Source organism: Pseudomonas sp. PDM03 (assembly GCF_014852385.1).
GTDB lineage: Bacteria > Pseudomonadota > Gammaproteobacteria > Pseudomonadales > Pseudomonadaceae > Aquipseudomonas > Aquipseudomonas migulae.
The window spans coordinates 1-21,616 of record NZ_JACVBM010000012.1; the positions used below are offsets into that span (position 1 = coordinate 1).

The 21,616-nt window shown below is 60.9% G+C and carries 16 protein-coding genes; 12 read left to right on the forward strand and 4 right to left on the reverse strand.

Features of this window, described 5'->3' with window-relative positions; all coding sequences use genetic code 11:
* Nucleotides 1-219 precede the first annotated feature (219 nt).
* From IB254_RS17120 to IB254_RS17135, 4 genes are all read right to left on the reverse strand, one after another.
* On the reverse strand, nt 220-606 hold the full coding sequence (locus tag IB254_RS17120; protein ID WP_192418219.1) for a putative zinc-binding protein: 387 nt from the start codon (nt 604-606) through the stop codon (nt 220-222).
* Nucleotides 607-680: 74 nt separating this feature from the next.
* A complete protein-coding gene (locus IB254_RS17125; RefSeq protein WP_008030978.1) occupies nt 681-1,355 on the reverse strand; it encodes a Crp/Fnr family transcriptional regulator in 675 nt (224 codons plus the stop codon).
* An 86-nt stretch (nt 1,356-1,441) separates the two neighbouring features.
* Nucleotides 1,442-2,089 carry a two-component system response regulator NarL gene (gene narL, locus IB254_RS17130; protein WP_008030980.1) on the reverse strand — a complete coding sequence of 216 codons (648 nt, stop codon included), beginning with the start codon at nt 2,087-2,089 and terminating at the stop codon, nt 1,442-1,444.
* Entirely contained in the window at nt 2,086-3,888 is a 1,803-nt protein-coding gene (locus IB254_RS17135; protein WP_192418221.1) for a HAMP domain-containing protein, read from the reverse strand. Before IB254_RS17135 ends, narL begins: the two co-directional genes overlap by 4 nt.
* A gap of 406 nt (nt 3,889-4,294) precedes the next feature.
* On the opposite strand from IB254_RS17135, the gene IB254_RS17140 reads away from it, so the two are divergent.
* The 12 genes from IB254_RS17140 (at nt 4,295) to IB254_RS17195 (ending at nt 21,602) form a co-directional block, all read left to right on the forward strand.
* Complete coding sequence (locus tag IB254_RS17140) at nt 4,295-5,611, forward strand: MFS transporter (RefSeq protein ID WP_192418223.1); 1,317 nt, start codon at nt 4,295-4,297, stop codon at nt 5,609-5,611.
* Nucleotides 5,589-6,986 carry a NarK family nitrate/nitrite MFS transporter gene (locus tag IB254_RS17145; RefSeq protein ID WP_192418225.1) on the forward strand — a complete coding sequence of 466 codons (1,398 nt, stop codon included), beginning with the start codon at nt 5,589-5,591 and terminating at the stop codon, nt 6,984-6,986. The genes IB254_RS17140 and IB254_RS17145 overlap by 23 nt, the downstream gene beginning before the upstream one ends.
* 69 nt (nt 6,987-7,055) lie before the next feature.
* Nucleotides 7,056-10,829 carry a nitrate reductase subunit alpha gene (locus tag IB254_RS17150; RefSeq protein WP_192418227.1) on the forward strand — a complete coding sequence of 1,258 codons (3,774 nt, stop codon included), beginning with the start codon at nt 7,056-7,058 and terminating at the stop codon, nt 10,827-10,829.
* 1 nt (nt 10,830) lies between these two features.
* Nucleotides 10,831-12,369: a nitrate reductase subunit beta gene (gene narH, locus IB254_RS17155; protein ID WP_008030993.1), complete on the forward strand. Its 1,539-nt coding sequence runs from the start codon at nt 10,831-10,833 to the stop codon at nt 12,367-12,369.
* Nucleotides 12,370-12,371: 2 nt separating this feature from the next.
* Nucleotides 12,372-13,127 carry a nitrate reductase molybdenum cofactor assembly chaperone gene (gene narJ / locus IB254_RS17160; RefSeq protein WP_008043733.1) on the forward strand — a complete coding sequence of 252 codons (756 nt, stop codon included), beginning with the start codon at nt 12,372-12,374 and terminating at the stop codon, nt 13,125-13,127.
* Entirely contained in the window at nt 13,120-13,800 is a 681-nt protein-coding gene (gene narI, locus IB254_RS17165) for a respiratory nitrate reductase subunit gamma (RefSeq protein WP_008030998.1), read from the forward strand. Before narJ ends, narI begins: the two co-directional genes overlap by 8 nt.
* A 10-nt stretch (nt 13,801-13,810) precedes the next feature.
* The gene (locus tag IB254_RS17170; protein ID WP_192226480.1) at nt 13,811-14,761 is read left to right on the forward strand and encodes a peptidylprolyl isomerase; all 951 of its coding nucleotides are present in this window, start codon (nt 13,811-13,813) and stop codon (nt 14,759-14,761) included.
* Between the two features lie 25 nt (nt 14,762-14,786).
* Nucleotides 14,787-15,779: a GTP 3',8-cyclase MoaA gene (gene moaA, locus IB254_RS17175; RefSeq protein WP_192418229.1), complete on the forward strand. Its 993-nt coding sequence runs from the start codon at nt 14,787-14,789 to the stop codon at nt 15,777-15,779.
* A 1,203-nt stretch (nt 15,780-16,982) separates the two neighbouring features.
* The gene (locus IB254_RS17180) at nt 16,983-18,998 is read left to right on the forward strand and encodes a ribonucleoside triphosphate reductase (protein ID WP_192418231.1); all 2,016 of its coding nucleotides are present in this window, start codon (nt 16,983-16,985) and stop codon (nt 18,996-18,998) included.
* A 32-nt stretch (nt 18,999-19,030) separates the two neighbouring features.
* Nucleotides 19,031-19,198 carry an anaerobic ribonucleoside-triphosphate reductase gene (gene nrdD, locus IB254_RS29690; protein ID WP_008032934.1) on the forward strand — a complete coding sequence of 56 codons (168 nt, stop codon included), beginning with the start codon at nt 19,031-19,033 and terminating at the stop codon, nt 19,196-19,198.
* A complete protein-coding gene (locus IB254_RS17190; RefSeq protein WP_008043833.1) occupies nt 19,195-19,890 on the forward strand; it encodes an anaerobic ribonucleoside-triphosphate reductase activating protein in 696 nt (231 codons plus the stop codon). The genes nrdD and IB254_RS17190 overlap by 4 nt, the downstream gene beginning before the upstream one ends.
* Nucleotides 19,891-19,982: 92 nt before the next feature.
* Nucleotides 19,983-21,602, forward strand: a complete 1,620-nt coding sequence (locus IB254_RS17195; RefSeq protein ID WP_008032931.1) for a methyl-accepting chemotaxis protein — start codon at nt 19,983-19,985, stop codon at nt 21,600-21,602.
* The last annotated feature ends 14 nt before the right edge of the window (nt 21,603-21,616 follow it).

The window sequence follows — 21,616 nt, forward strand, 5'->3', positions numbered from 1 at the left end:
AGCAGGACCGGAGCGAGGGCATGGCGAGCATTAGCGAGGCACCGAACGAAAGGGGCAAGAGCCCTTGGTTACTTGGGGCTCTTCCAAGTGACTCGCCGTAAGGGCGAAACCAATAGCCGCCGTTACCGCAGCAATGGATATGTACCCCATCAAAAAACTCGTCAGCCGAAACACAGCCATCGCCAGCAAGCCGCCCCCTACAGGGAATGTTCGCTGCCCTCAAGCCCGGCTTTCATGCTGCCGGGCATCACTGACAATCAACCCCCTGATCCCCTCAAACAACTCATCGCTCTGCGCCTCGGTGCAATCCTCGCCATAACGCTTACGCAACCCGTAATGACTCAGAATCAAATGCACATCCGCATGCAATCCATGCTGCTTCAGACAGTTCTCGACACATTGCAGCGGGCAACCATCCAGCGCAAAGATCCGCCGCCCCGACCGCGCCTTGTTGACCAGCGCGGCCACATGCCCGCCGACACCGGCGATGCAGGACATTTCAGCAACGCCACTGCGATCCAGGCGCACAGCCAATGTGTTGGCCAGTTGCGCAACATTGGAACAGCCGGAACAGGCATAGACCAGAGGCAAAGTCGAAGGGGGCATTGACGCTCTCCGTTGATGGGGTGTTCAAGTGTGCAAGGCACAGGGCATTGCGCATTGATGGCAGTCAATTCCGGTTATTGGAACGCCGCCAGGTCCTCTTCCGCGAGGATGCTGATGTGACGTCGCTCCATGGCGATCAGGCCGCTGTCCACCAGGCGATGCAAAATCCGCGAAAAGGTTTCCGGCTGAATCCCCAGCTTCGACGCCACCAGGCGTTTGGACATCTGCAAGACAATCTGGCCGGTGACCGGGTTGCGTTCCTGAAACAGGAAATTGATCACCCGACGGCTCGCGCTCGCCATGGTCAACGTGTCGATGTCCCGCAGCCGCAAGTGCAGGTGCACGCTCATACTCGCCAGAATCGCCAGGCAGACTTTCGGCTGGTCCTCCAGCGCATTGCGATAGTGGGTGCCCTCGATGCTGACCAGCACGCTGTCCTTCAACGCGGTGGCGCTCACCGGGTAGAGCCGGGCCTGGCTGAACAGCAGCGCTTCGGCAAAGGTTTGCCCTGGCTGGATGATCTCCACCAGGTTTTCCTGGCCTTCGCCAGTGAGCCGGTACAACTTGACCTGGCCGCTGACCAGCAGAAAAAAGCGTTTGGCCGGATCGCCCTGATGCATGAGCGTGCTGTGACAGGGCAGGCGCTTGAGCATGGCCAGGGCACAGACTTCCTCGAAGACTTTCTCCGGCAATTGGCTGAACAGATGATGACGGCGCAACGTTAAAACGATGGAAGGGTGGGTCAGCATGGCGTACCTCCGCTGACGGTCATAGTAGAGAGCGCAGGCCGGTTGACCTATGCCTCTGCAGGCCTACCTCCAAGGAGGCATGGCCGTCAGCCCGCACTGCGCAGATGCTCCATGGCCCACACCGCCGCCTCGACCCGCGAGCGCAAACCGAGTTTGTGCAGCAGGTTCTTGACGTGAACCTTGACCGTCCCTTCGGTGATGCCCAGCTTGTGCCCGATGACCTTGTTGCTGAAGCCGCTGGCGATGGTTTTCAACACCTGGCGTTCGCGCTCGGTCAGTTCAACCACCGCCTGGCGTGGCGGCGAGCGCAACGCCTGGGCCATGACCTGGGTCAGGCCGGGGCTGATGACCAATGCACCGTCCAACGCTTCGCGGATGTACTGGATCAACAGTTCGGGCTCCATGTCCTTGAGCAGATAACCGTCGGCGTCCAGGCGCAGCGCGTCGCGAATATCGTCTTCGGCGTCCGACACGGTGAACAGCAACACCTTGCCGGTGTAGTGCATCGCTCGCAGTCGACGCAGGGTTTCAATGCCGTTCATTTGCGGCATGTTGTTGTCGAGCAACACCAGGTCCGGTTGCAGCGGTTCGATCAGGCTGAGTGCTTCTTCGCCATGGTTGGCTTCGCCGACTATCAGGAAGTCATCTTCGAGTTCGAGCATTTGGCGGATGCCGCGACGCATCATGGGATGGTCGTCTACCAGCAGGATTCTATGGTGTGGGGACGGGTTCATGTGACGCTACCTTCTGTGTGCTGTCCGAGAAATTCCGGGTGGAATTCCAGCTGGACGAGGGTGCCTTGAGGCTCCCTGGAAAATATGTGCAAGTGGCCGCGCAAGCTCCGCGCCCGCTCATCCATGATGTTCAGGCCGTGATGTTCGCGCTGGTCGACGTCGCCGCTGAAGCCGCGTCCGTCATCCTCGACCGACAGCCTCACGGTTTCGCCGTCCTGACGCAGTTCCAGCCAGGCGTTTTGCGCGTGGGCATGGCGCAGGCAATTGGAGAGCGCCTCGCGGGTGATCTGCAGGATATGGATCTGCTCGCTGGCCGAGAGTTGAAAGGCCAGCGCATCGACGTGCAGGTGCACCTGGAATTCGCCGCGACGGGAGAATTCTGCGGCGGTGTCCTTGAGCTCCTGCACCAGCCCGGCATCGTGAATCTGCAGGCGGAAAGTGGTCAGCAGTTCGCGCAATTGGCGGTAGGCATTGTTCAGTCCTTCGCGCAATTCGGCGGTGACGTTTTCCAGGGTCTGCACCGGCTCGCCCCGGCGCATCAGGGTCTGCATGCGGCTGACTTGCAGCTTCATGTAGGACAGGGCCTGGGCCAGTGAGTCGTGCAGTTCGCGGGCGATGATCGTGCGCTCTTCCAGCAACAGCAGACGATGATCCTGTTCCCGTTGACGCTTGAGTGAGAGCGAAGTGCCGATCAGGTTGGCCAGGGCCTGGATCAGTTGGGTTTCCCAGGCTTGCGTGGGGTGGCCGTCGACAAAGTAAGCCTTGAGTTCACCCAGTTCGCTGCCCTGGTTGCTGATGCTGAAGGATTGCGGCCTCGCGTCGTGGTGTTTCTGGCACGTGGCGCAGTCGCTGCTGGCGCAGACGTCGCGGATGTTGGCGCCATGCAGGGCGATCAGTTGCTGGGCAGGCGCCTGCGCCTGACCTTGCAAGCACAGCGACAGGCGCAAGCCCGGCAGGCGTTGCTGGAAGCGCCGGATCAACTCGTCCAGCCCTTCGGCATTGGCCAGGCGTGTGGCCAGGCTGCGGCTGCTCTGATAGAGCAACTCCAGCGCAGCGTTGGCCTGTTGCAGGTTCAGGGTTTTTTGCCGGACCTGACTTTCCAGCGTGCGATGCGACTCTTCTATCGTTTCGGCCATGGCGTTGAAGCTCGTGGCCAACTGGCCCAGTTCGTCCTGGGACTGATGGTTGACCCGCACCTTGAAATCACCGCGTCGAAAGCGCTGGGTTGCGTCCACCAATTCCTTGAGGGGCGTGACGACGCCGTACTGCAACTCGTACAAACCGATCAGCAGGACAATCATGGTGGTGAACAGCGCCATGCCCTGGATCACTTGTTGCCAGCCTTGCTTTTGCTCGCTCTGGCGCTGGAGCAGGCTGACGAACTGGTTCAGTTGCTCAACGAACGGCCGGGCCTGGGCTTGAAACGCCACGGCATCGCCGCGTTCCAGCGCCGGGCGCAACGCCTCGTTCCATTGTTGCTGGAGTTGCCCATAGCTGGTTTGCAACGCGGTGCTCGGGCCATCTTCCAGCACGGCCTTGAGTGACTGGCTGTTGAGGCGACGTTGCAGGCTTTCAGTGATGCCGATGATTTCTTCATCGGTGGCACCGGCGGCGAGTTTCCAGCTCAGGTGGTAGGTCTCCATGCGCACCGAGCCCGCCGTGTTGATGGCGGCGGCATCACCCTGGCTGAACCAGGCGATCAACCCGGCGCTCAACGAGCTGGCGAGGGCGAGCACGGCGATCAGGATCACCGCGAGCCCAGCGCGGGCGGGCAGGGAGCTGCGCAACCAGCGAATCATCGGCGCAGGTCCCGGGGGTAAAGCAGAAAGCAGAGCATGCACAGCTCCAGAGTGAGGTTGTTTGTTATGGCCTCTTCGCGGGCAAGCCTCGCTCCTACAGGATTGGGTCCGGCTGCCGAAAATGGGAACGACTTCAATCCTGTAGGAGCGAGGCTTGCCCGCGAAGGCGATCCAGAGGTGCGCTACCTCTAAAGAGTTGTCGACGGCTCCCTGTCGACAGAACACTGGGTGGAAAAAGTTAAAACGCTGATAAACAAGGGGTTTTAAGCATTCTCCGGTCTACCTCCTTGGAGGTAGGCAGTGCAAGCATAGGCTTGGGCCCGCTTGGGCTTCGTTGACGTGGATCAAGTTTTTACGGGGTTGCTCTCTCTAGTCTGCCGCCATGGCTAACTGACTGGAGAGCATTGTGACCCAACCCCGTGTACGACAAGGCTTGGTGCTGGGCATGAGCACGCTGGCCTTCACTGTATGTTTCATGGTCTGGATGATGTTTGCCGTGCTCGGTGTGCCGATCAAGGAACTGCTCCAGCTCAACGAAACCCAGTTCGGCCTGCTGGCCGCGACCCCGGTCTTGACCGGCTCGCTGGTGCGTTTGCCGCTGGGGCTGCTGACCGACCGCTTTGGCGGGCGCAGCGTGTTCTTTCTGCTGATGCTGTCTTGCGTCGCACCGCTGTACCTGATCAGCCACGCCACTGCTTATTGGCAGTTTTTGCTGCTGGGCCTGTTCGTCGGTTTGGCCGGTGGCTCGTTCTCGGTCGGGATTGCCTACGTTGCCAAATGGTTCGACAAAGAGAACCAGGGCTTCGCCATGGGCATCTTCGGCGCCGGTAACGCCGGGGCTGCGGTCACCAAGTTTCTCGCCCCGGCCCTGATCGCCGCCGGCAGTTGGCAGCTGGTGCCGAAAGTCTTCAGCGCCATCCTCTTTATCACTGCGCTGTCGTTCTGGTTCCTCAGTGCCGAAAACAAGGACCACCGCAGTGCCTCGGGCGCCACGCTGCGTGAGCAACTGCGTTCGCTGAAAGATCCTGCGGTGTGGCGCTACTGCCAGTACTACTCGATCGTCTTCGGCGGCTATGTGGCCCTCGCGCTGTGGATGACCAAGTACTACGTGCAGGAATACGGTTTCAGCCTGCAAAGCGCGGCGCTGCTGGCAGCGTGTTTTTCCCTGCCCGGTGGCGTGCTGCGTGCCGTCGGCGGCTGGATGTCGGATCGCTGGGGCGCGCAAAGCGTGACCTGGTGGGTGTTGTGGGTCAGCTGGATCTGCCTGTTCCTGCTCTCGTACCCACAGACCCAACTGCAAGTGCAGACCATCAACGGCACCGTGGATTTCCACATCGGCCTCAACCCAGCGCTGTTCACCGTGCTGCTGTTCGTCATGGGCATTGCCTTCGCGTTCGGCAAGGCCTCGGTCTTCAAATACATCGCCAATGACTACCCGAAAAACATGGGCGCGGTGTCCGGCATCGTCGGTCTGGCCGGTGGCCTGGGCGGTTTCGTGCTGCCGATCATGTTCGGCGCCCTGGTGGACCTCACCGGCGTGCGCTCGTCCTGCTTCATGTTGATGTACGGCGTGGTCTGGGTCTCCCTCACCTGGATGTACTTCAGCGAAATGCGCAAAAGCCCGGTGCTTGGTAAAGCGCCGACGCTGACCCCGTCCCCGTCCCCGTCCCCGATTTCCAGCATTGCCCAAGGAGAACAACATGTCCGTTCTGCAAAAGCCTGATAAAGGGCCGGTCATTCATGACTGGCGCCCCGAGGACCCTGCGTTCTGGGGAAGCAGCGGCAAACAGACCGCCACGCGCAACCTGTGGATCTCCATTCCCGCGCTGCTGTTGGCCTTCGCGGTGTGGATGGTCTGGAGCACGGTGATCGTGCGCCTGAACGCCATCGGCTTCACCTTCACCACCGACCAGTTGTTCTGGCTGGCGGCGTTGCCGGGGCTGTCCGGCGCGACCTTGCGCGTCTTCTATTCCTTTATGGTGCCGATCTTCGGCGGCCGGCGCTGGACCGCCCTGAGCACCGCGTCGTTGCTGGTGCCATCGATCTGGATGGGCTTCGCGGTGCAGGACCCGGGCACCCCGTACAGCGTGTTCGTATGGATTGCCTTGCTCTGCGGTTTTGGCGGCGGCAACTTCGCCTCGAGCATGTCCAACATCAGCTTCTTCTACCCAAAGTCCCAGCAAGGCACGGCCCTGGGCCTCAACGCCGGGTTGGGTAACCTGGGCGTCTCGGTGATGCAGTTCTGCGTGCCGCTGGTGATCACCTTCGGCGTGTTCGGCGTCATGGGCGGCAATCCGCAAACCCTGCCGGACGGTGGTCAATTGTGGCTGCAGAACGCCGGGTTCATCTGGGTGCCGTTCATTGTTCTGGTGACGGTGCTGGCCTGGTTCGGCATGAACGATTTGTCCAGTGCGCGGGCCTCGTTCAGCGAGCAAGCGGTGATCTTCAAACGCAAGCACAACTGGCTGATGTGCTGGTTGTACCTGGCGACCTTCGGTTCGTTCATCGGTTTTTCCGCTGCGTTCCCATTGCTGATCAAAACCTCGTTCCCTGATGTGATCGCACTGAAATTCGCCTTCCTCGGCCCATTGGTGGGTGCGCTCGTGCGTCCATTGGGCGGCTGGCTGGCAGACAAGCTCGGCGGCGCGAAAGTGACCTTGTGGAACTTCGTCGCGATGATCGTGATGGTCTTCGGCGTCATGCACTTCCTGCCGCAAAACGGTACGGGCGGCAACTTCTACGGCTTCCTCGGCATGTTCATGCTGCTGTTCATCACCACCGGCGTGGGCAACGGCTCCACCTTCCGCATGATCCCGGTGATCTTCCGCACCCAGCATGAAAAAGCCGCTGCCGGAAAATCCCCGGCCGTACGCGAACAAGCACTCAAGAATGCCGGCAAAGAGTCCGCCGCCGTCCTGGGCTTCAGTTCGGCCATGGGCGCCTTCGGTGCGTTCTTCATTCCCAAATCCTTCGGCACTTCGATGGCCCAGACCGGCGGACCGGAGATGGCCTTCTACATGTTCGTCGGTTTTTACCTGAGCTGCATCGTCGTGACCTGGTGGTGGTACGCGCGCAAAGGCGCCGCGACACCCTGCTGAGACGACCCGAATCCAACCATTGCGTGGGCGGGGCACAGAACCCCGCAGCAAGCCTGAGAGGACTACACCGTGAGTCATTTACTGGATCAATTGCGGTTTTTCAATCGCAAGCAAAACGAGTTTTCCGAGGGTCATGGAGAGACCCGCAAAGAGTCGCGCGACTGGGAGAACGTCTACCGTTCGCGCTGGCAGTACGACAAGATCGTGCGTTCCACCCACGGGGTGAACTGCACCGGGTCTTGCTCGTGGAAGATCTACGTGAAGAACGGCCTGATCACCTGGGAAACCCAGCAGACCGACTACCCGCGCACCCGCAACGACCTGCCCAACCATGAGCCTCGTGGCTGCCCGCGCGGCGCCAGCTACAGTTGGTACATCTACAGCGCCAACCGGCTCAAGTACCCGAAAATCCGCAAGCCGTTGCTCAAGCTCTGGCGCGATGCGCGCCAGACCATGGCGCCGGTCGAAGCCTGGGCCAGCATTGTCGAGGACAAGGCCAAGGCCGACTCCTATAAAAGCAAGCGCGGCATGGGCGGCTTCATTCGTTCCAGCTGGGACGAAGTCAACGAGATCATCGCGGCGTCCAACGTCTACACCATCAAACAGTACGGCCCCGACCGGATCGTCGGGTTCTCGCCGATCCCGGCCATGTCGATGGTCAGCTACGCCGCAGGTTCGCGTTACCTGTCGCTGATCGGCGGCGCCTGCCTGAGCTTCTACGACTGGTACTGCGACTTGCCACCGGCCTCGCCGATGGTTTGGGGTGAGCAGACCGACGTGCCGGAATCGGCCGACTGGTACAACTCCAACTACATCATTGCCTGGGGCTCCAACGTTCCGCAGACCCGTACCCCCGACGCGCACTTCTTCACCGAAGTCCGTTACAAGGGCACCAAGACTGTGGCGATCACCCCGGACTATTCGGAAGTCGCCAAGCTCACCGACCTGTGGCTGAACCCCAAGCAGGGCACCGACGCGGCGCTGGCGCAGGCCTTCAACCATGTGATCTTCAAAGAATTCCACCTGGACAAACCGAGCGCCTATTTCACTGACTACGCCAAGCGCTTCACCGATCTGCCGGTGCTGGTGCTGCTCAAGCAAATGGCCGACAAGGCGCCGGGCGCCGGTTACCAGCCGGACCGCTTCCTGCGCGCCAGCGACTTGACCGACAACCTCGGCCAGGAAAACAACCCGGAATGGAAAACCATCGCCCTGGATACCAGCGGCGAACTGGTGTCCCCTCAGGGCTCCATCGGTTATCGCTGGGGCGAGAAGGGCAAGTGGAACATCCTCCCGCGTGAGGGTGGCGAAGGTCGCGAGATCGATCTGAAACTGAGCCTGATCGGCGATGACGTGGCCGAAGTGGCGTTCCCGTATTTTGCCGGCGAGTCCCACGAGCACTTCCCGCACGTGGCCGGCGATGCCGTGCAATACCGTCGTGTGCCGGTGCACAGCATCGTTCTGGCTGACGGCAGCGTGGCCAAAGTCGCCACCGTGTTCGACCTGTCGGCCGCTAACCTGGCAATCGACCGTGGCCTGGGTGGCGAAAACGTCGCCAAGGATTACAACGACGCCTCGGTGCCCGGCACCCCGGCCTGGCAGGAGCAGATCACCGGCGTCAGCCGCGAGAAAGCGATCCAGATTGCCCGTGAGTTTGCCGATAACGCCGACAAGACCAAGGGCCGCTCGATGATCATCGTCGGCGCGGCGATGAATCACTGGTACCACATGGACATGAACTACCGCGGGCTGATCAACATGCTCATGCTCTGCGGGTGTGTCGGTCAGACCGGTGGCGGTTGGGCGCACTACGTCGGCCAGGAAAAACTCCGTCCGCAATGCGGCTGGCTGCCCCTGGCGTTCGGCCTGGACTGGAACCGTCCGCCACGGCAAATGAACGGCACCAGCTTCTTCTATGCCCACAGCTCGCAGTGGCGCCACGAGAAGATGAGCATGCACGACGTGCTCTCGCCATTGGCCGACAAGTCGCAATTCCCCGAGCATGCGCTGGACTACAACATCCGCGCCGAACGCGCCGGCTGGTTGCCTAGCGCACCGCAACTCAACACCAACCCGCTGCACATTTGCCGTGATGCCGCTGCTGCCGGCATGGAACCGAAAGACTACGTGGTCAAGTCGCTGCAGGACGGTTCGCTGCGCTTCTCTTGCGAGCAACCGGACAGCCCGGTGAACTTCCCGCGCAACATGTTCATCTGGCGCTCCAACCTGCTGGGCTCCTCGGGCAAGGGCCACGAGTACATGCTCAAGTACCTGCTCGGCACCAAGAACGGGGTGATGAACGAAGACATCGGCCAGGTCGGCGACTGCAAACCGGAAGAAGCCGAATGGGTGGACGAGGGCGCCATCGGCAAGCTCGATCTGGTGACTACGCTGGACTTCCGCATGTCCTCGACCTGCGTCTATTCCGACATCGTCTTGCCGACCGCGACCTGGTACGAAAAAGACGACATGAACACCTCGGACATGCACCCGTTCATTCACCCGTTGTCGGCCGCGATCGACCCGGCGTGGGAATCGCGTTCCGACTGGGAAATCTACAAAGGCATCGCCAAGGCGTTTTCCAGCATGGCCGAAGGGCACCTGGGCGTCGAAAAGGATCTGGTGACCATTCCGCTGATGCACGACAGCGTCGGCGAACTGGCCCAGCCGTTTGGCGGCACCGACTGGAAAAGCGAAGGCGTGGCACCGGTACCGGGTAAAAACGCACCGAACCTGCACGTGGTCGAGCGCGACTACCCGAACATCTACAAGCAGTTCTCGTCCCTCGGGCCATTGCTGGAAAAACACGGCAACGGCGGCAAGGGCATCAACTGGAACACCGAGACTGAAGTGAAATTCCTCGGTGAGCTCAACCACCACGAGCGGGACGCTGGTATCAGCTACGGCCGTCCGAAAATCGACTCGGCCATCGATGCCGCTGAAGTGATCCTGTCGCTGGCACCGGAAACCAACGGCCACGTAGCGGTCAAGGCCTGGGCCGCGCTGTCGGAATTCACCGGCATCGACCACAGCCATTTGGCGGTGGGCAAGGAGCATGAGGCGATTCGCTTCCGCGACATCCAGGCGCAGCCACGCAAGATTATTTCCAGCCCGACCTGGTCGGGGCTCGAAGACGATCACGTCAGCTACAACGCCGGTTACACCAACGTTCATGAAGCCATTCCATGGCGCACCATCACCGGTCGCCAGCAGTTCTACCAGGATCACCCGTGGATGCAGGCGTTCGGCGAGCAGCTGATGAGTTACCGCCCGCCGGTCAACACCCGGACCATCGCCGGGGTGAAAGGCAAGCGCAGCAACGGCCACAAGGAAATCGTCCTGAACTGGATCACGCCGCACCAGAAGTGGGGCATCCACAGCACCTACAGCGACAACTTGCTGATGCTGACCTTAAGCCGTGGCGGCCCGATTGTCTGGCTGTCGGAGAACGACGCGAAAAGCGCCGGCATCGAGGACAACGACTGGATCGAGTGCTTCAACGCCAACGGTGCGCTGACCGCCCGTGCGGTGGTCAGTCAGCGGGTCAAGGACGGCATGGTGATGATGTACCACGCCCAGGAACGGATCGTGAACGTGCCCGGATCGGAAACCACCAAGACCCGTGGCGGCCACCACAACTCGGTGACCCGCGTCGTGCTCAAACCGACCCACATGATCGGTGGCTATGCCCAGCAGGCCTACGGTTTCAACTATTACGGCACGGTCGGTTGCAACCGCGACGAGTTCGTCGTGGTGCGCAAAATGTCCAAAGTCGACTGGCTCGATGGTTCGTCCGGTGATGACCTGCCGCGTCCTCTGCCGACCGATATCGAGGAGAACTGAGATGAAGATTCGCTCACAAATCGGCATGGTGCTGAACCTGGACAAGTGCATCGGTTGCCACACTTGCTCGATCACCTGCAAAAACGTCTGGACCAGCCGTGAAGGCATGGAATACGCCTGGTTCAACAACGTCGAAAGCAAACCCGGGATCGGCTACCCGAAAGAATGGGAAAACCAGGACAAGTGGAAGGGCGGCTGGATCCGCAATGCCAACGGCTCGATCAACCCGCGCATCGGCGGCAAGTTCCGCGTGTTGGCCAACATCTTTGCCAACCCGGACCTGCCGAGCCTGGACGACTACTACGAGCCGTTCGACTTCGATTACCAGCACCTGCACACCGCACCGCTGGGCGAGCATCAGCCGACTGCGCGCCCACGCTCGCTGGTCTCCGGCAAGCGCATGGAGAAAATCGAGTGGGGCCCGAACTGGGAAGAAATCCTCGGCACCGAATTCGCCAAGCGTCGCAAGGACAAGAACTTCGACAAGATCCAGGCGGACATTTACGGCGAGTACGAAAACACCTTCATGATGTATTTGCCGCGCCTGTGCGAGCACTGCCTCAACCCGGCGTGTGCGGCATCGTGCCCGAGCGGGGCGATCTACAAGCGTGAAGAAGACGGCATTGTCCTGATCGACCAGGAAAAATGCCGTGGCTGGCGCATGTGCATCAGCGGTTGCCCGTACAAGAAAATCTACTTCAACTGGAAAAGCGGCAAGTCCGAGAAGTGCATTTTCTGCTACCCGCGTATCGAAGCCGGGATGCCGACCGTGTGCGCCGAAACGTGCGTCGGTCGTATCCGTTACCTCGGCGTGTTGCTGTACGACGCCGACCGCATCAGCGAAGTGGCGAGCACCGCCAATGAGCAGGATCTGTACGAGAAACAACTGGAGATCTTCCTCGACCCGAATGACCCGGCGGTGATCCGTCAGGCCCTGGCAGACGGTGTACCGCAGTCGGTGATCGATTCCGCCCAGCGTTCGCCGGTCTACAAAATGGCCGTGGACTGGAAACTCGCACTGCCACTGCACCCGGAATACCGCACCTTGCCGATGGTCTGGTACGTACCGCCACTGTCGCCGATTCAAAACGCCGCAACTGCTGGCACCGTCGGCATGAACGGGGTGATTCCGGACGTCGACAGCCTGCGTATTCCACTGAAGTACCTGGCCAACCTGCTGACTGCCGGCGATGAAAAACCGGTCAAGCGTGCGCTGAAACGCTTGCTGGCGATGCGTGCCTACAAGCGTTCCGAGCAAGTCGATGGCGTGCAAGACCTGCAAGTGCTGGCGGACGTCGGTTTGAGCGTGGACCAGGTCGAGGAAATGTACCGCTACCTGGCCATCGCCAACTATGAGGACCGCTTTGTGGTACCGACCGCCCACCGCGAAGACGCCATGAGCGACGCCTTTGCCGAACGCTCCGGTTGCGGTTTCAGTTTCGGCAGCGGTTGCAGCGGCAGCTCCGACACCAACATGTTCGGCGCGAAAAAGGCCAACCGTCGCGACGTTCTGAAAACCGTGCAGTTGTGGGAGGAATGAGCATGCAAATTCTCAAAGTGATTTCGCTGCTGCTCGATTACCCGACTGAAACGCTGATCAGCGGCCGCGACGAACTGGAGCAGGCGATCATTCAGTCGCGGGAAATCAGCCCGAAGCAGCGCGGTGCGTTGTTCGAGTTGCTGGAGCTGATCTGCGCCAATGACCTGATGGACGGGCAGGAGCACTACGGTGCGCTGTTCGGTCGGGGGCGCGCGCTCTCGTTGCTGTTGTTCGAACACGTGCACGGCGAGTCCCGCGACCGTGGCCAGGCCATGGTCGACATGATGGCGCAGTACGAAGACGCCGGTTTTGCCATCGGCGTCAAAGAGCTGCCGGACTACATCCCGCTGTACCTGGAGTTTCTGTCCACTCGCGAAGACATCGAGGCCCGCGAGGGCCTGGCGGATGTCTCGCACCTGCTGGCCTTGCTCGCGGCGCGTCTGGAGGAGCGTGAAAGCGCTTACGCCAGTTGCTTCCGGGCGCTGCTGCAGATTGCCGGGGCCGAGCCGCATCAGGCCGTGGCCGACCTGCGTGAGCAGGTCGCGGCGGAAGTGCGCGACGACTCGCTCGAAGCCCTCGACAAGATCTGGGAAGAGGAGGCCGTGGACTTTCTCCAGGCCGAACAGCAGGACCGTTGCGGTTCGCTGCCAAGCGCGCCGGGCAAGGCCCGGGAAGAAAGCGCGGTGCCGTTGCACTGGGTGGATTTTCAGCATGAAGGACTGGCCGCCGCGCCAGTCCAGGAGGTAGGCAATGTCTAAATGGAACCTGTTGTTGTTCGGGATTTATCCCTATATCGCTTTGGCCATTTGCCTGATCGGCAGTTGGGCCCGCTTCGACCTGTCGCAGTACACCTGGAAGGCGGGCTCCAGCCAAATGCTCAACCAGCGCGGCATGCGCGTGGCGAGCAACTTCTTCCACATCGGTGTGTTGTTCGTGCTGGCCGGGCATTTCGTCGGCCTGCTGACGCCCGCGTCGGTTTATCACCATGTGATCAGCACTGAGAACAAGCAGTTGCTGGCGATGGTGTCCGGCGGCTTCTTCGGCCTGTTGTGCCTGATCGGCCTGCTGATGCTGGTCAACCGGCGCCTGAGCGACCCTCGGGTCCGCGCCACGTCCAGTACGTCGGACATCCTGATTCTGCTGGTGCTATTGGCGCAGTTGCTGCTCGGTTTGCTGACCATCGTTGCGTCCACCGCGCACATGGACGGTTCGGTGATGGTGATGCTCGCCGACTGGGCGCAGAACACCGTGCTGTTGCGGCCGACAGAAGCGGCGGCCTCCATCGCGCCGGTCGGGCTGACCTACAAGCTGCACGTGTTTCTCGGCCTGACCCTGTTTGTGCTGTTCCCCTTCACCCGTCTCGTACACGTGATCAGTGCACCGGTCTGGTACCTGGGACGCCGTTATCAAATCGTTCGGCAGAAATTCTGAGGAGACAATCATGTCAGGTGGATGTGGATGTGGCGGTGGTAACGGCGGCAGCGGTGGCTGCGGATCTTCCAAACAAGTAGAGGTTGCGGTGCCGGACGATGTCGCACCGTTTGAAGAACTCGCGGTTGAGCCTGCGGCGGCCGATGACGCGCCGGCGCAGCTGATCGCCAGCAGTGAGCAGGAGTGGCCGATCATCAGCGTCAACGAGGTGGTGATCACCCCGGAAGCGATGGCTCAGGAGCTGCAATATCACCCGGCCGAAAGCCGCGAAGAGGCGGTGTATCTAGCCGCCAAGGCGCTGGTGATCCGCGAGTTGTTGCAGCAGCGCATTGCCGAACTGGGCGTGTCGCTGGAGGTCGGTGCCGGTGAGAACGAAGAGGAAGCCGCCACGCGCTTGTTGCTCGAACGCGAGGTGATCGTGCCGCAATGCGACGAGCAAACCAGCCTTCGTTACTACGAAAACAATCGCGGGCGCTTTCACAGCGCGCCGTTGCTGGCGGTGCGGCACATCCTGCTGGAGTGCGCGCCGGACGATGCCGAAGCCCGCGAGCTGGCGCATGCCCAGGCAGAAATCCTGCTGCAACGGCTGGAAGACTTCCCCGGCAGCTTCGCCGAGCTGGCGGTGAAATATTCGGCCTGCCCGTCGAAGGCACAAGGTGGTTCCCTGGGGCAGATCAGCAAAGGCCAGACCGTGCCGGAACTGGAGCGGCAGCTGTTCACGCTGGCACCGGGGCTGGCCAGCAAACCGTTGGAAAGTCGTTATGGCTGGCATGTGGTCAGCGTCGATCAGCGGATCGAAGGCATGCCGTTGCCCTATGAAGCGGTGTCGACGGCGATCCGCACGCAGTTGCAGCAGGGCGTCTGGCAAAAGGCCCTGGTGCAATATCTGCAAACCCTGATTGGCGCGGCGGATGTCCGCGGTATTCATTTGCAGGGCGCTGACTCACCGCTGGTGCAGTGAGCCTCAAGGCTAACCGGGAGATGTGATGAACGCTGTGATGCAGGATGGTTTTGGGCGGCAGATCGATTATCTGCGGATGTCGGTGACGGACCGGTGTGATTTTCGTTGTGTGTATTGCATGGCGAAAAACATGACCTTCCTGCCGCGTCAGCAGGTGCTCACGCTGGAGGAATTGCAGCGCCTGGCAACGTTGTTCGTCGGCTTGGGCGTGCGCAAGATTCGCCTCACCGGCGGCGAGCCGTTGATCCGTCCCGGCATTGTCGATCTGTGTCGCAACATCGCCGCGTTGCCCGGTTTGCGCGAACTGGTGATGACCAGCAACGGCTCGCAGCTGGGCCGCCTGGCGCGGCCGTTGGTGGAGGCGGGTGTTAAACGGATGAACATCAGCCTCGACAGCCTGGACGCGCAGAAATTTCGCGCGATCACCCGCAACGGTGATCTCGATCAGGTGCTGGGCGGCATCGAAGCGGCGCGGGATGCGGGGTTTGAGCGAATCAAGCTCAACTGCGTGGTGATGAAGGGGCGCAATTTCGATGAGGTCCCGGCGCTGGTGCAATACGCCATCGACCAACGCATCGATATCAGTTTTATCGAAGAAATGCCGCTGGGCGATGTCGGGCGATCACGGGGCGAATCGTTTTGTTCCAGTGATGACGTGCGCACGTTGATTGCTCAGCGTCATCGCTTGCTCGACAGCACGGAAAACAGCGGCGGGCCGGCGCGTTATGTGCGCCTGGAACGCCATCCCGAGACCCGGATTGGTTTCATTTCACCCAACAGCCACAACTTCTGTGGCAGCTGTAACCGGGTGCGGATGACCGTGGAAGGCAAGCTGCTGTTGTGTCTGGGGCAGGACGATGCGCTGGATTTGAGAGGGTTGCTGCGGCGTTATCCGCTGGATGACCAGCCGGTGATCAATGCGGTGCAAAAGGCTTTGCGTGGTAAACCGTTGCGCCATGATTTCACTCCGGAGGGGGACGTGCAGATTGTTCGGTTCATGAATATGAGTGGTGGTTGATTTGCCGCAAATCCAAGCGCCGAGTTTCTGATGGTGTACATATCCATTTCTGCGGTAACGGCCGCTAATGGTTTCGCTTTTACAGCGAGTCACTTGGAGAAGCGCCAAGTAACCAAGCGCTTTTGCCCCTTTCGTTCGGTGCCTCGCTAAGGCTCGGCATACCCTCGCTCCGGTCCTGCTCCGTGGGCCCGCCGCCATCGGCCATCCCTGGCCGGGGGCGGCTAACCCGGCATCCATGCCGGGTTGCCCACTGCGCAGAACCTGCGCTCAGCCTCTCGAGGGGGCGACCACCGCCACAGCCGCCGAGGCGGCCTGAAAGCCGACCTGGCTCTTTGGTGCACGCGTTCCCTCATTCCGGATATGTACACCGATCCCCTGTAGGAGCCGGCTTGCTGGCGATGGCGTCCGTCCAGCCAATACATACGTTGACTGACCCACCGCTATCGTCGGAACGCCGCCCGCAGCAAGCCGGCTCCTACAATGGATTGGGTTCACACGATTCAAAATTGTAGGAGCCAGCTTGCTGGCGATGGACGTCAGCGATAACGCGGGGTGTCTGAATGAACGCGTCGCCCAGACGCTTTTCGCCGGCAAGCCGGCTCCTACAGGGGATCGTATTTATCCAAATGCATATGCATTCCCTTGTAGGAGCCAGCTTGCTGGCGATGGACGTCAACGATAACGCGGACTGTCTGAATGAACGCGGTGTCTGGGCGTTTTTCGCCGGCAAGCCGGCTCCTACAGGGATCGGCGTTTGCTTTTGATTTCCACCACTCATCAGGCCGAGCGTTAGCTCGCCTTGCGCTTTTGATCTGAGCGCCCCCTCGAGAGGCCGAGCGCAGGTTCTGCGCAGTGGGCAACCCGGCATGGATGCCGGGTTAGCCGCCCCCGGCCAGGGATGGCCGATGGCGGCGGGCCCACGGAGCAGGACCGGAGCGAGGGCATGCCGAGCCTAAGCGAGGCACCGAACGAAAGGGGCAAGAGCCCTTGGTTACTTGGGGCTTTTCCAAGTGACTCGCCGTAAGGGCGAAACCGCCAGCCGCCATCACCACAACAACGGATCTACACACCAAAAACAAATGCTAGGCAATCACCGCCAAATCTTGATATCGGTCAATTGCAGATCCGTCCTTTGTCCGTAACCTCCACTGCATGTTGTGTTTTTAGATGAATAAAAATCTATATGTAGTATCTGGAGGCCGAATGCAAAGCACGCTGATCTCAGTAGGAAGTAACCGTTTGCACAAGCGCAACGGTGACCTGGTTGCCTTCGACGCCGACAAGATCCGTCAGGCGTTGATCGCTGCCGGCAGGGCAACCGGGGAATACACCGACGTTGAAGCCGAAAGCCTGCTCGAGGCCGTACTCGCCCGCCTGGAAGGGCTACCGAGACTGCATGTCGAACAGATCCAGGACCGTGTCGAACGGGTGCTGATGGACGCCGGTTTTTTCTTCGCCATGCGCGCCTACATCGTCTACCGCGAACAGCACGGACGTTTGCGCCGCGACCGCCGGACCCTGGTCGAGGTCGCCACCTCCATGAACGAATACCTCGACCGTGAAGACTGGCGGGTCCAGGCCAACGCCAATCAGGGCTATTCCCTGGGCGGGCTGGTGCTGAACGTGTCGGGCAAGGTCACCGCCAACTACTGGCTGGACGAGGTCTACAGCGAAGCCATCGGCCAGGCCCACCGCGAGGCGGATTTGCATGTGCACGACCTCGACATGCTCGCCGGTTATTGCGCCGGATGGTCGCTGCGCACGCTCTTGCACGAAGGGCTCAACGGTGTGCCGGGACGGGTCGAAGCCGGTCCGCCGAAGCACCTGAGCAGTGCCCTGGGGCAGATGGTGAATTTCCTCGGCACCCTGCAAAACGAATGGGCCGGTGCCCAAGCGTTCAGTTCGTTCGACACCTACCTGGCGCCTTATGTGCGCAAGGACCAGCTGGGCTTCGAGCAGATACGCCAGGCGATCCAGGAATTCATCTACAACCTCAACGTACCGTCGCGCTGGGGCACGCAAACGCCCTTTACCAACCTGACCTTCGACTGGGTTTGCCCGCAGGATCTGCGCGAGCAGATCCCCATCATCGGCGGTGAGGAAATGCCGTTTGCCTATGGCGACCTGCAAGCCGAAATGGACCTGCTCAACCGCGCCTACATCGAAGTGATGCAGGCCGGCGATGCGAAAGGGCGGGTGTTCACCTTTCCGATCCCGACCTACAACATCACCCATGATTTTCCATGGGACAGTGAAAACGCTGACCGCCTGTTCGAGATGACCGCGCGTTACGGCCTGCCGTATTTCCAGAACTTCCTCAATTCGGACATGCAGCCCAATCAGGTACGTTCGATGTGCTGCCGCTTGCAACTGGACGTGCGCGAGTTGCTCAAGCGCGGTGGCGGTTTGTTTGGCTCGGCAGAGCAGACCGGATCGCTCGGCGTGGTAACCATCAACTGCGCGCGACTGGGTTATGTGTTCAAGGGGGATACCAGCGGTTTGCTCAAGCGTCTGGACACGCTGATGGAGCTGGCGATGGAGAGCCTGGAGGTCAAGCGCAAGGTGATTCAGCATCACATGGACGCCGGTTTGTACCCGTACACCAAGCGTTACCTCGGCACCTTGCGCAACCATTTCTCGACCATCGGCCTCAACGGCCTGCATGAAATGCTGCGCAACTTCACCGGCGACAAGGAGGGCATGCACACCGAGCACGGTCGGCAGTTTGCCCTGCGGATGCTGGACCATGTGCGCGCCACGCTCGTGCGTTTCCAGGAAGAAACCGGCCACCTCTACAACCTCGAAGCCACACCGGCCGAGGGCACTACCTACCGTTTCGCCAAGGAAGACCTCAAGCGTTATCCCGACATTCTCCAGGCCGGCAGCGCGCAGGCGCCGTATTACACCAACTCCTCGCAACTGCCCGTGGGCTACACCGAAGACCCCTTCGAGGCCCTGGAACTGCAAGACGAATTGCAATGCAAATACACCGGCGGGACGGTCTTGCATCTGTACATGGCCGAGCGGATTTCTTCGACCCAAGCCTGTAAGCAACTGGTGCGCAAAGCTCTCGGGCGGTTCCGCCTGCCGTACCTGACCGTGACCCCGACATTCTCCATCTGCCCGGTGCACGGCTACCTCGATGGCGAGCACGAATTCTGTCCCAAATGCGACGAGATCCTGCTGCTCAAAGAACAGCAAACCGGCACCGTTCACTGATTTCGATCCACTCAACCGCAAGGAGCTTCACCATGATTGCATCGCAAACACTGCCCCAGGCTCAACGTCAACGCTGCGAAGTCTGGACCCGGGTGATGGGTTATCACCGTCCGGTGTCGGCGTTCAATCCGGGCAAACAGTCGGAGCACCGCGAACGGGTGCACTTCACCGAAAGCGCGGCCGTGGCCGGGCGCCAATGAGTCGAATGCTGCGGGTCGGGGGCATGGTGCCCCTGACCACTATCGACTATCCGGGACAGCTCGCCTGCGTGCTGTTTTGCCAGGGGTGCGCCTGGCGTTGTCGTTACTGCCATAACCCGCAACTGATCCCGCCTCGTGGCACCGAGGAAGTGGATTGGCGGCGGGTTATGGCGTTTCTGCAACGTCGACAGGACCTGCTCGATGCCGTGGTGTTCAGCGGCGGTGAGCCGACCTTGCAGGACGCGTTGCCCGGCGCCATGGATGAAGTGCGCGCGATGGGATTTCGCATCGGTTTGCACAGCGCCGGCATCAAGCCGGCCGCGTTCGCCAAGGCGCTGGCCGGGGCCGACTGGGTGGGCTTCGACGTCAAGGCATTGCCTGAGGATTGCCAGGCCATCACCCGCGTCGAGGGCAGCGGAACAGCCAACTGGCGCAGCCTCGAGCACCTGCTGGCCAGCGATGTCGACTACGAATGCCGCACCACCGTGCATTGGCATCTCGTCGAACCGGCACGTCTGTTAACCCTCGCGCAGCGATTGAGCGCGCTGGGCGTCAAGCGCTTCGCCGTGCAACTGGTGCGTACCGAGCGGATGTTCGATCCGCTGCTGCCGAGCGTTTCGGCACAGGCCTTGCTACCCGATCTTTGGGAAGCGATGCGCGAGTTGTTTCCAGCGTTCGTGTTACGGGGGTAACCGAACCCGAGGAACAACGTTCAACAGTGACATCCACCATGAATTTCAAATGCGCTGCCAATCAGGCAGGTATCAAACTGGGAGCATTTGATATGGCTAAATTAACCACGGCACAACGGATCGTCATCGGCTTTGCAATCGCGCCGCTGGCGCTGATGGGCATGGCGTTTTACGCGTTGCACGATCTGGCAACGCTCAAGGAACAGGCGGTGGTCATCGTCAAACAGGACTGGCCGAAGATCGAACCGATCATGGTCATTGCCACGGGCGTGCGCGATAACGCCAGGAACACCCGGGACTTGCTGATCAACAAGGACAATCAGCAAGTGCAGCAGTCGATCGACGCCACCAAGAAACGCATCACCCAGGCGCTCGAAACCCTTGAGCCGCTGTTCTATCTGCCAGAGGGCAAAGCCGCATACCTGGCCTTGAAAAAGAACCGCGAAGCCTACGTTGCCGCGTTCACCCAGGTGCAGGTCTTGATTCGGCAAGGGGCTTCCGACGATGCCATGGCCCAGCTGAAGCAGAAAGTCGTACCGGCCGAAGCCGAGGTGTATCGCAGCCTGGATGAATTGATGGCGCTGCAAGGGAAAATCTTCATCGACCGTGAACAGTCGGCGCAGGCACTGTACAGCGATGCCCGGCGCAACATGCTCGGGTTGTTCCTGTTCTGCCTGGCGCTGGTGATTGCCGCTGCGATAGTCGTCACGCGCAGTGTGACCCGGCCATTGGGTGGCGAGCCGGATGATGCCGCACGGTTCTTGAGTGAAATCGCCGAGGGCGACCTGACGATTCAGGTGCCGGTGGGGGCAAGTGCCGACGGCAGTGTGATGATGAACATGCATCAGATGCAGCAAAGCCTGAATGCCATGGTCAAGCACATCGCTTCTTCGGTTGACCGGGTAGCCAGCTCTTCCGAAGAACTGAGTGCCGTCAGCAGCCAGACCGCCAGCAACCTGCAATTGCAGGGGCTGGAGATCGAGCAGGCCGCTGCGGCGGTGAATCAGATGACGGCTGCGGTGGATGAAGTGGCGCGCAACGCGGTCAGTACTTCCGAGGCCTCCAAACAGTCCGAGCAAACCGCGCAGCGTGGCCGCGAACAGGTTCAGGAAACCGTGGTTGCCATCGGCGAACTGGCCGATGGCGTCACCGACACCTCGCAACGCATCGAACAACTGGCAGGCCGGGTGCAGGACATCAGCAAAGTCCTGGACGTGATTCGCAGCATCGCCGAGCAGACCAATCTGCTGGCCCTCAACGCGGCAATTGAAGCCGCACGGGCCGGGGATGCCGGGCGCGGCTTTGCCGTGGTCGCCGATGAAGTGCGCGCGTTGGCGCATCGCACGCAGGAGTCCACCCAGGAAATCGAGCAGATGATCGGCAACATTCGCCAGGATACCGGCCATGCGGTGACGGCCATGCAAAGCAGCAGTCATCTGGTGCGGGCTACTTTGGAAGTGGCGCAGCGCTCAGGTGATGCACTGGATCAGATCACCCGGTCCATCTCACAGATCAATGAACGCAACCTGATGATTGCCAGTGCCACGGAGGAGCAGGCGTTGGTGGCGCGTGAGGTGGATCGCAATCTGGTGGGGATTCGCACCTTGTCCGAGCAAGTCTTGCTGGGTGCGCAGCACACCGACACCGCTGGCCATGAACTGGCGCAGATGGCCGGGGCGCTGCATCAGACCGTGGCGCGATTCAAGGTCTAGACCACCCGGGCGGG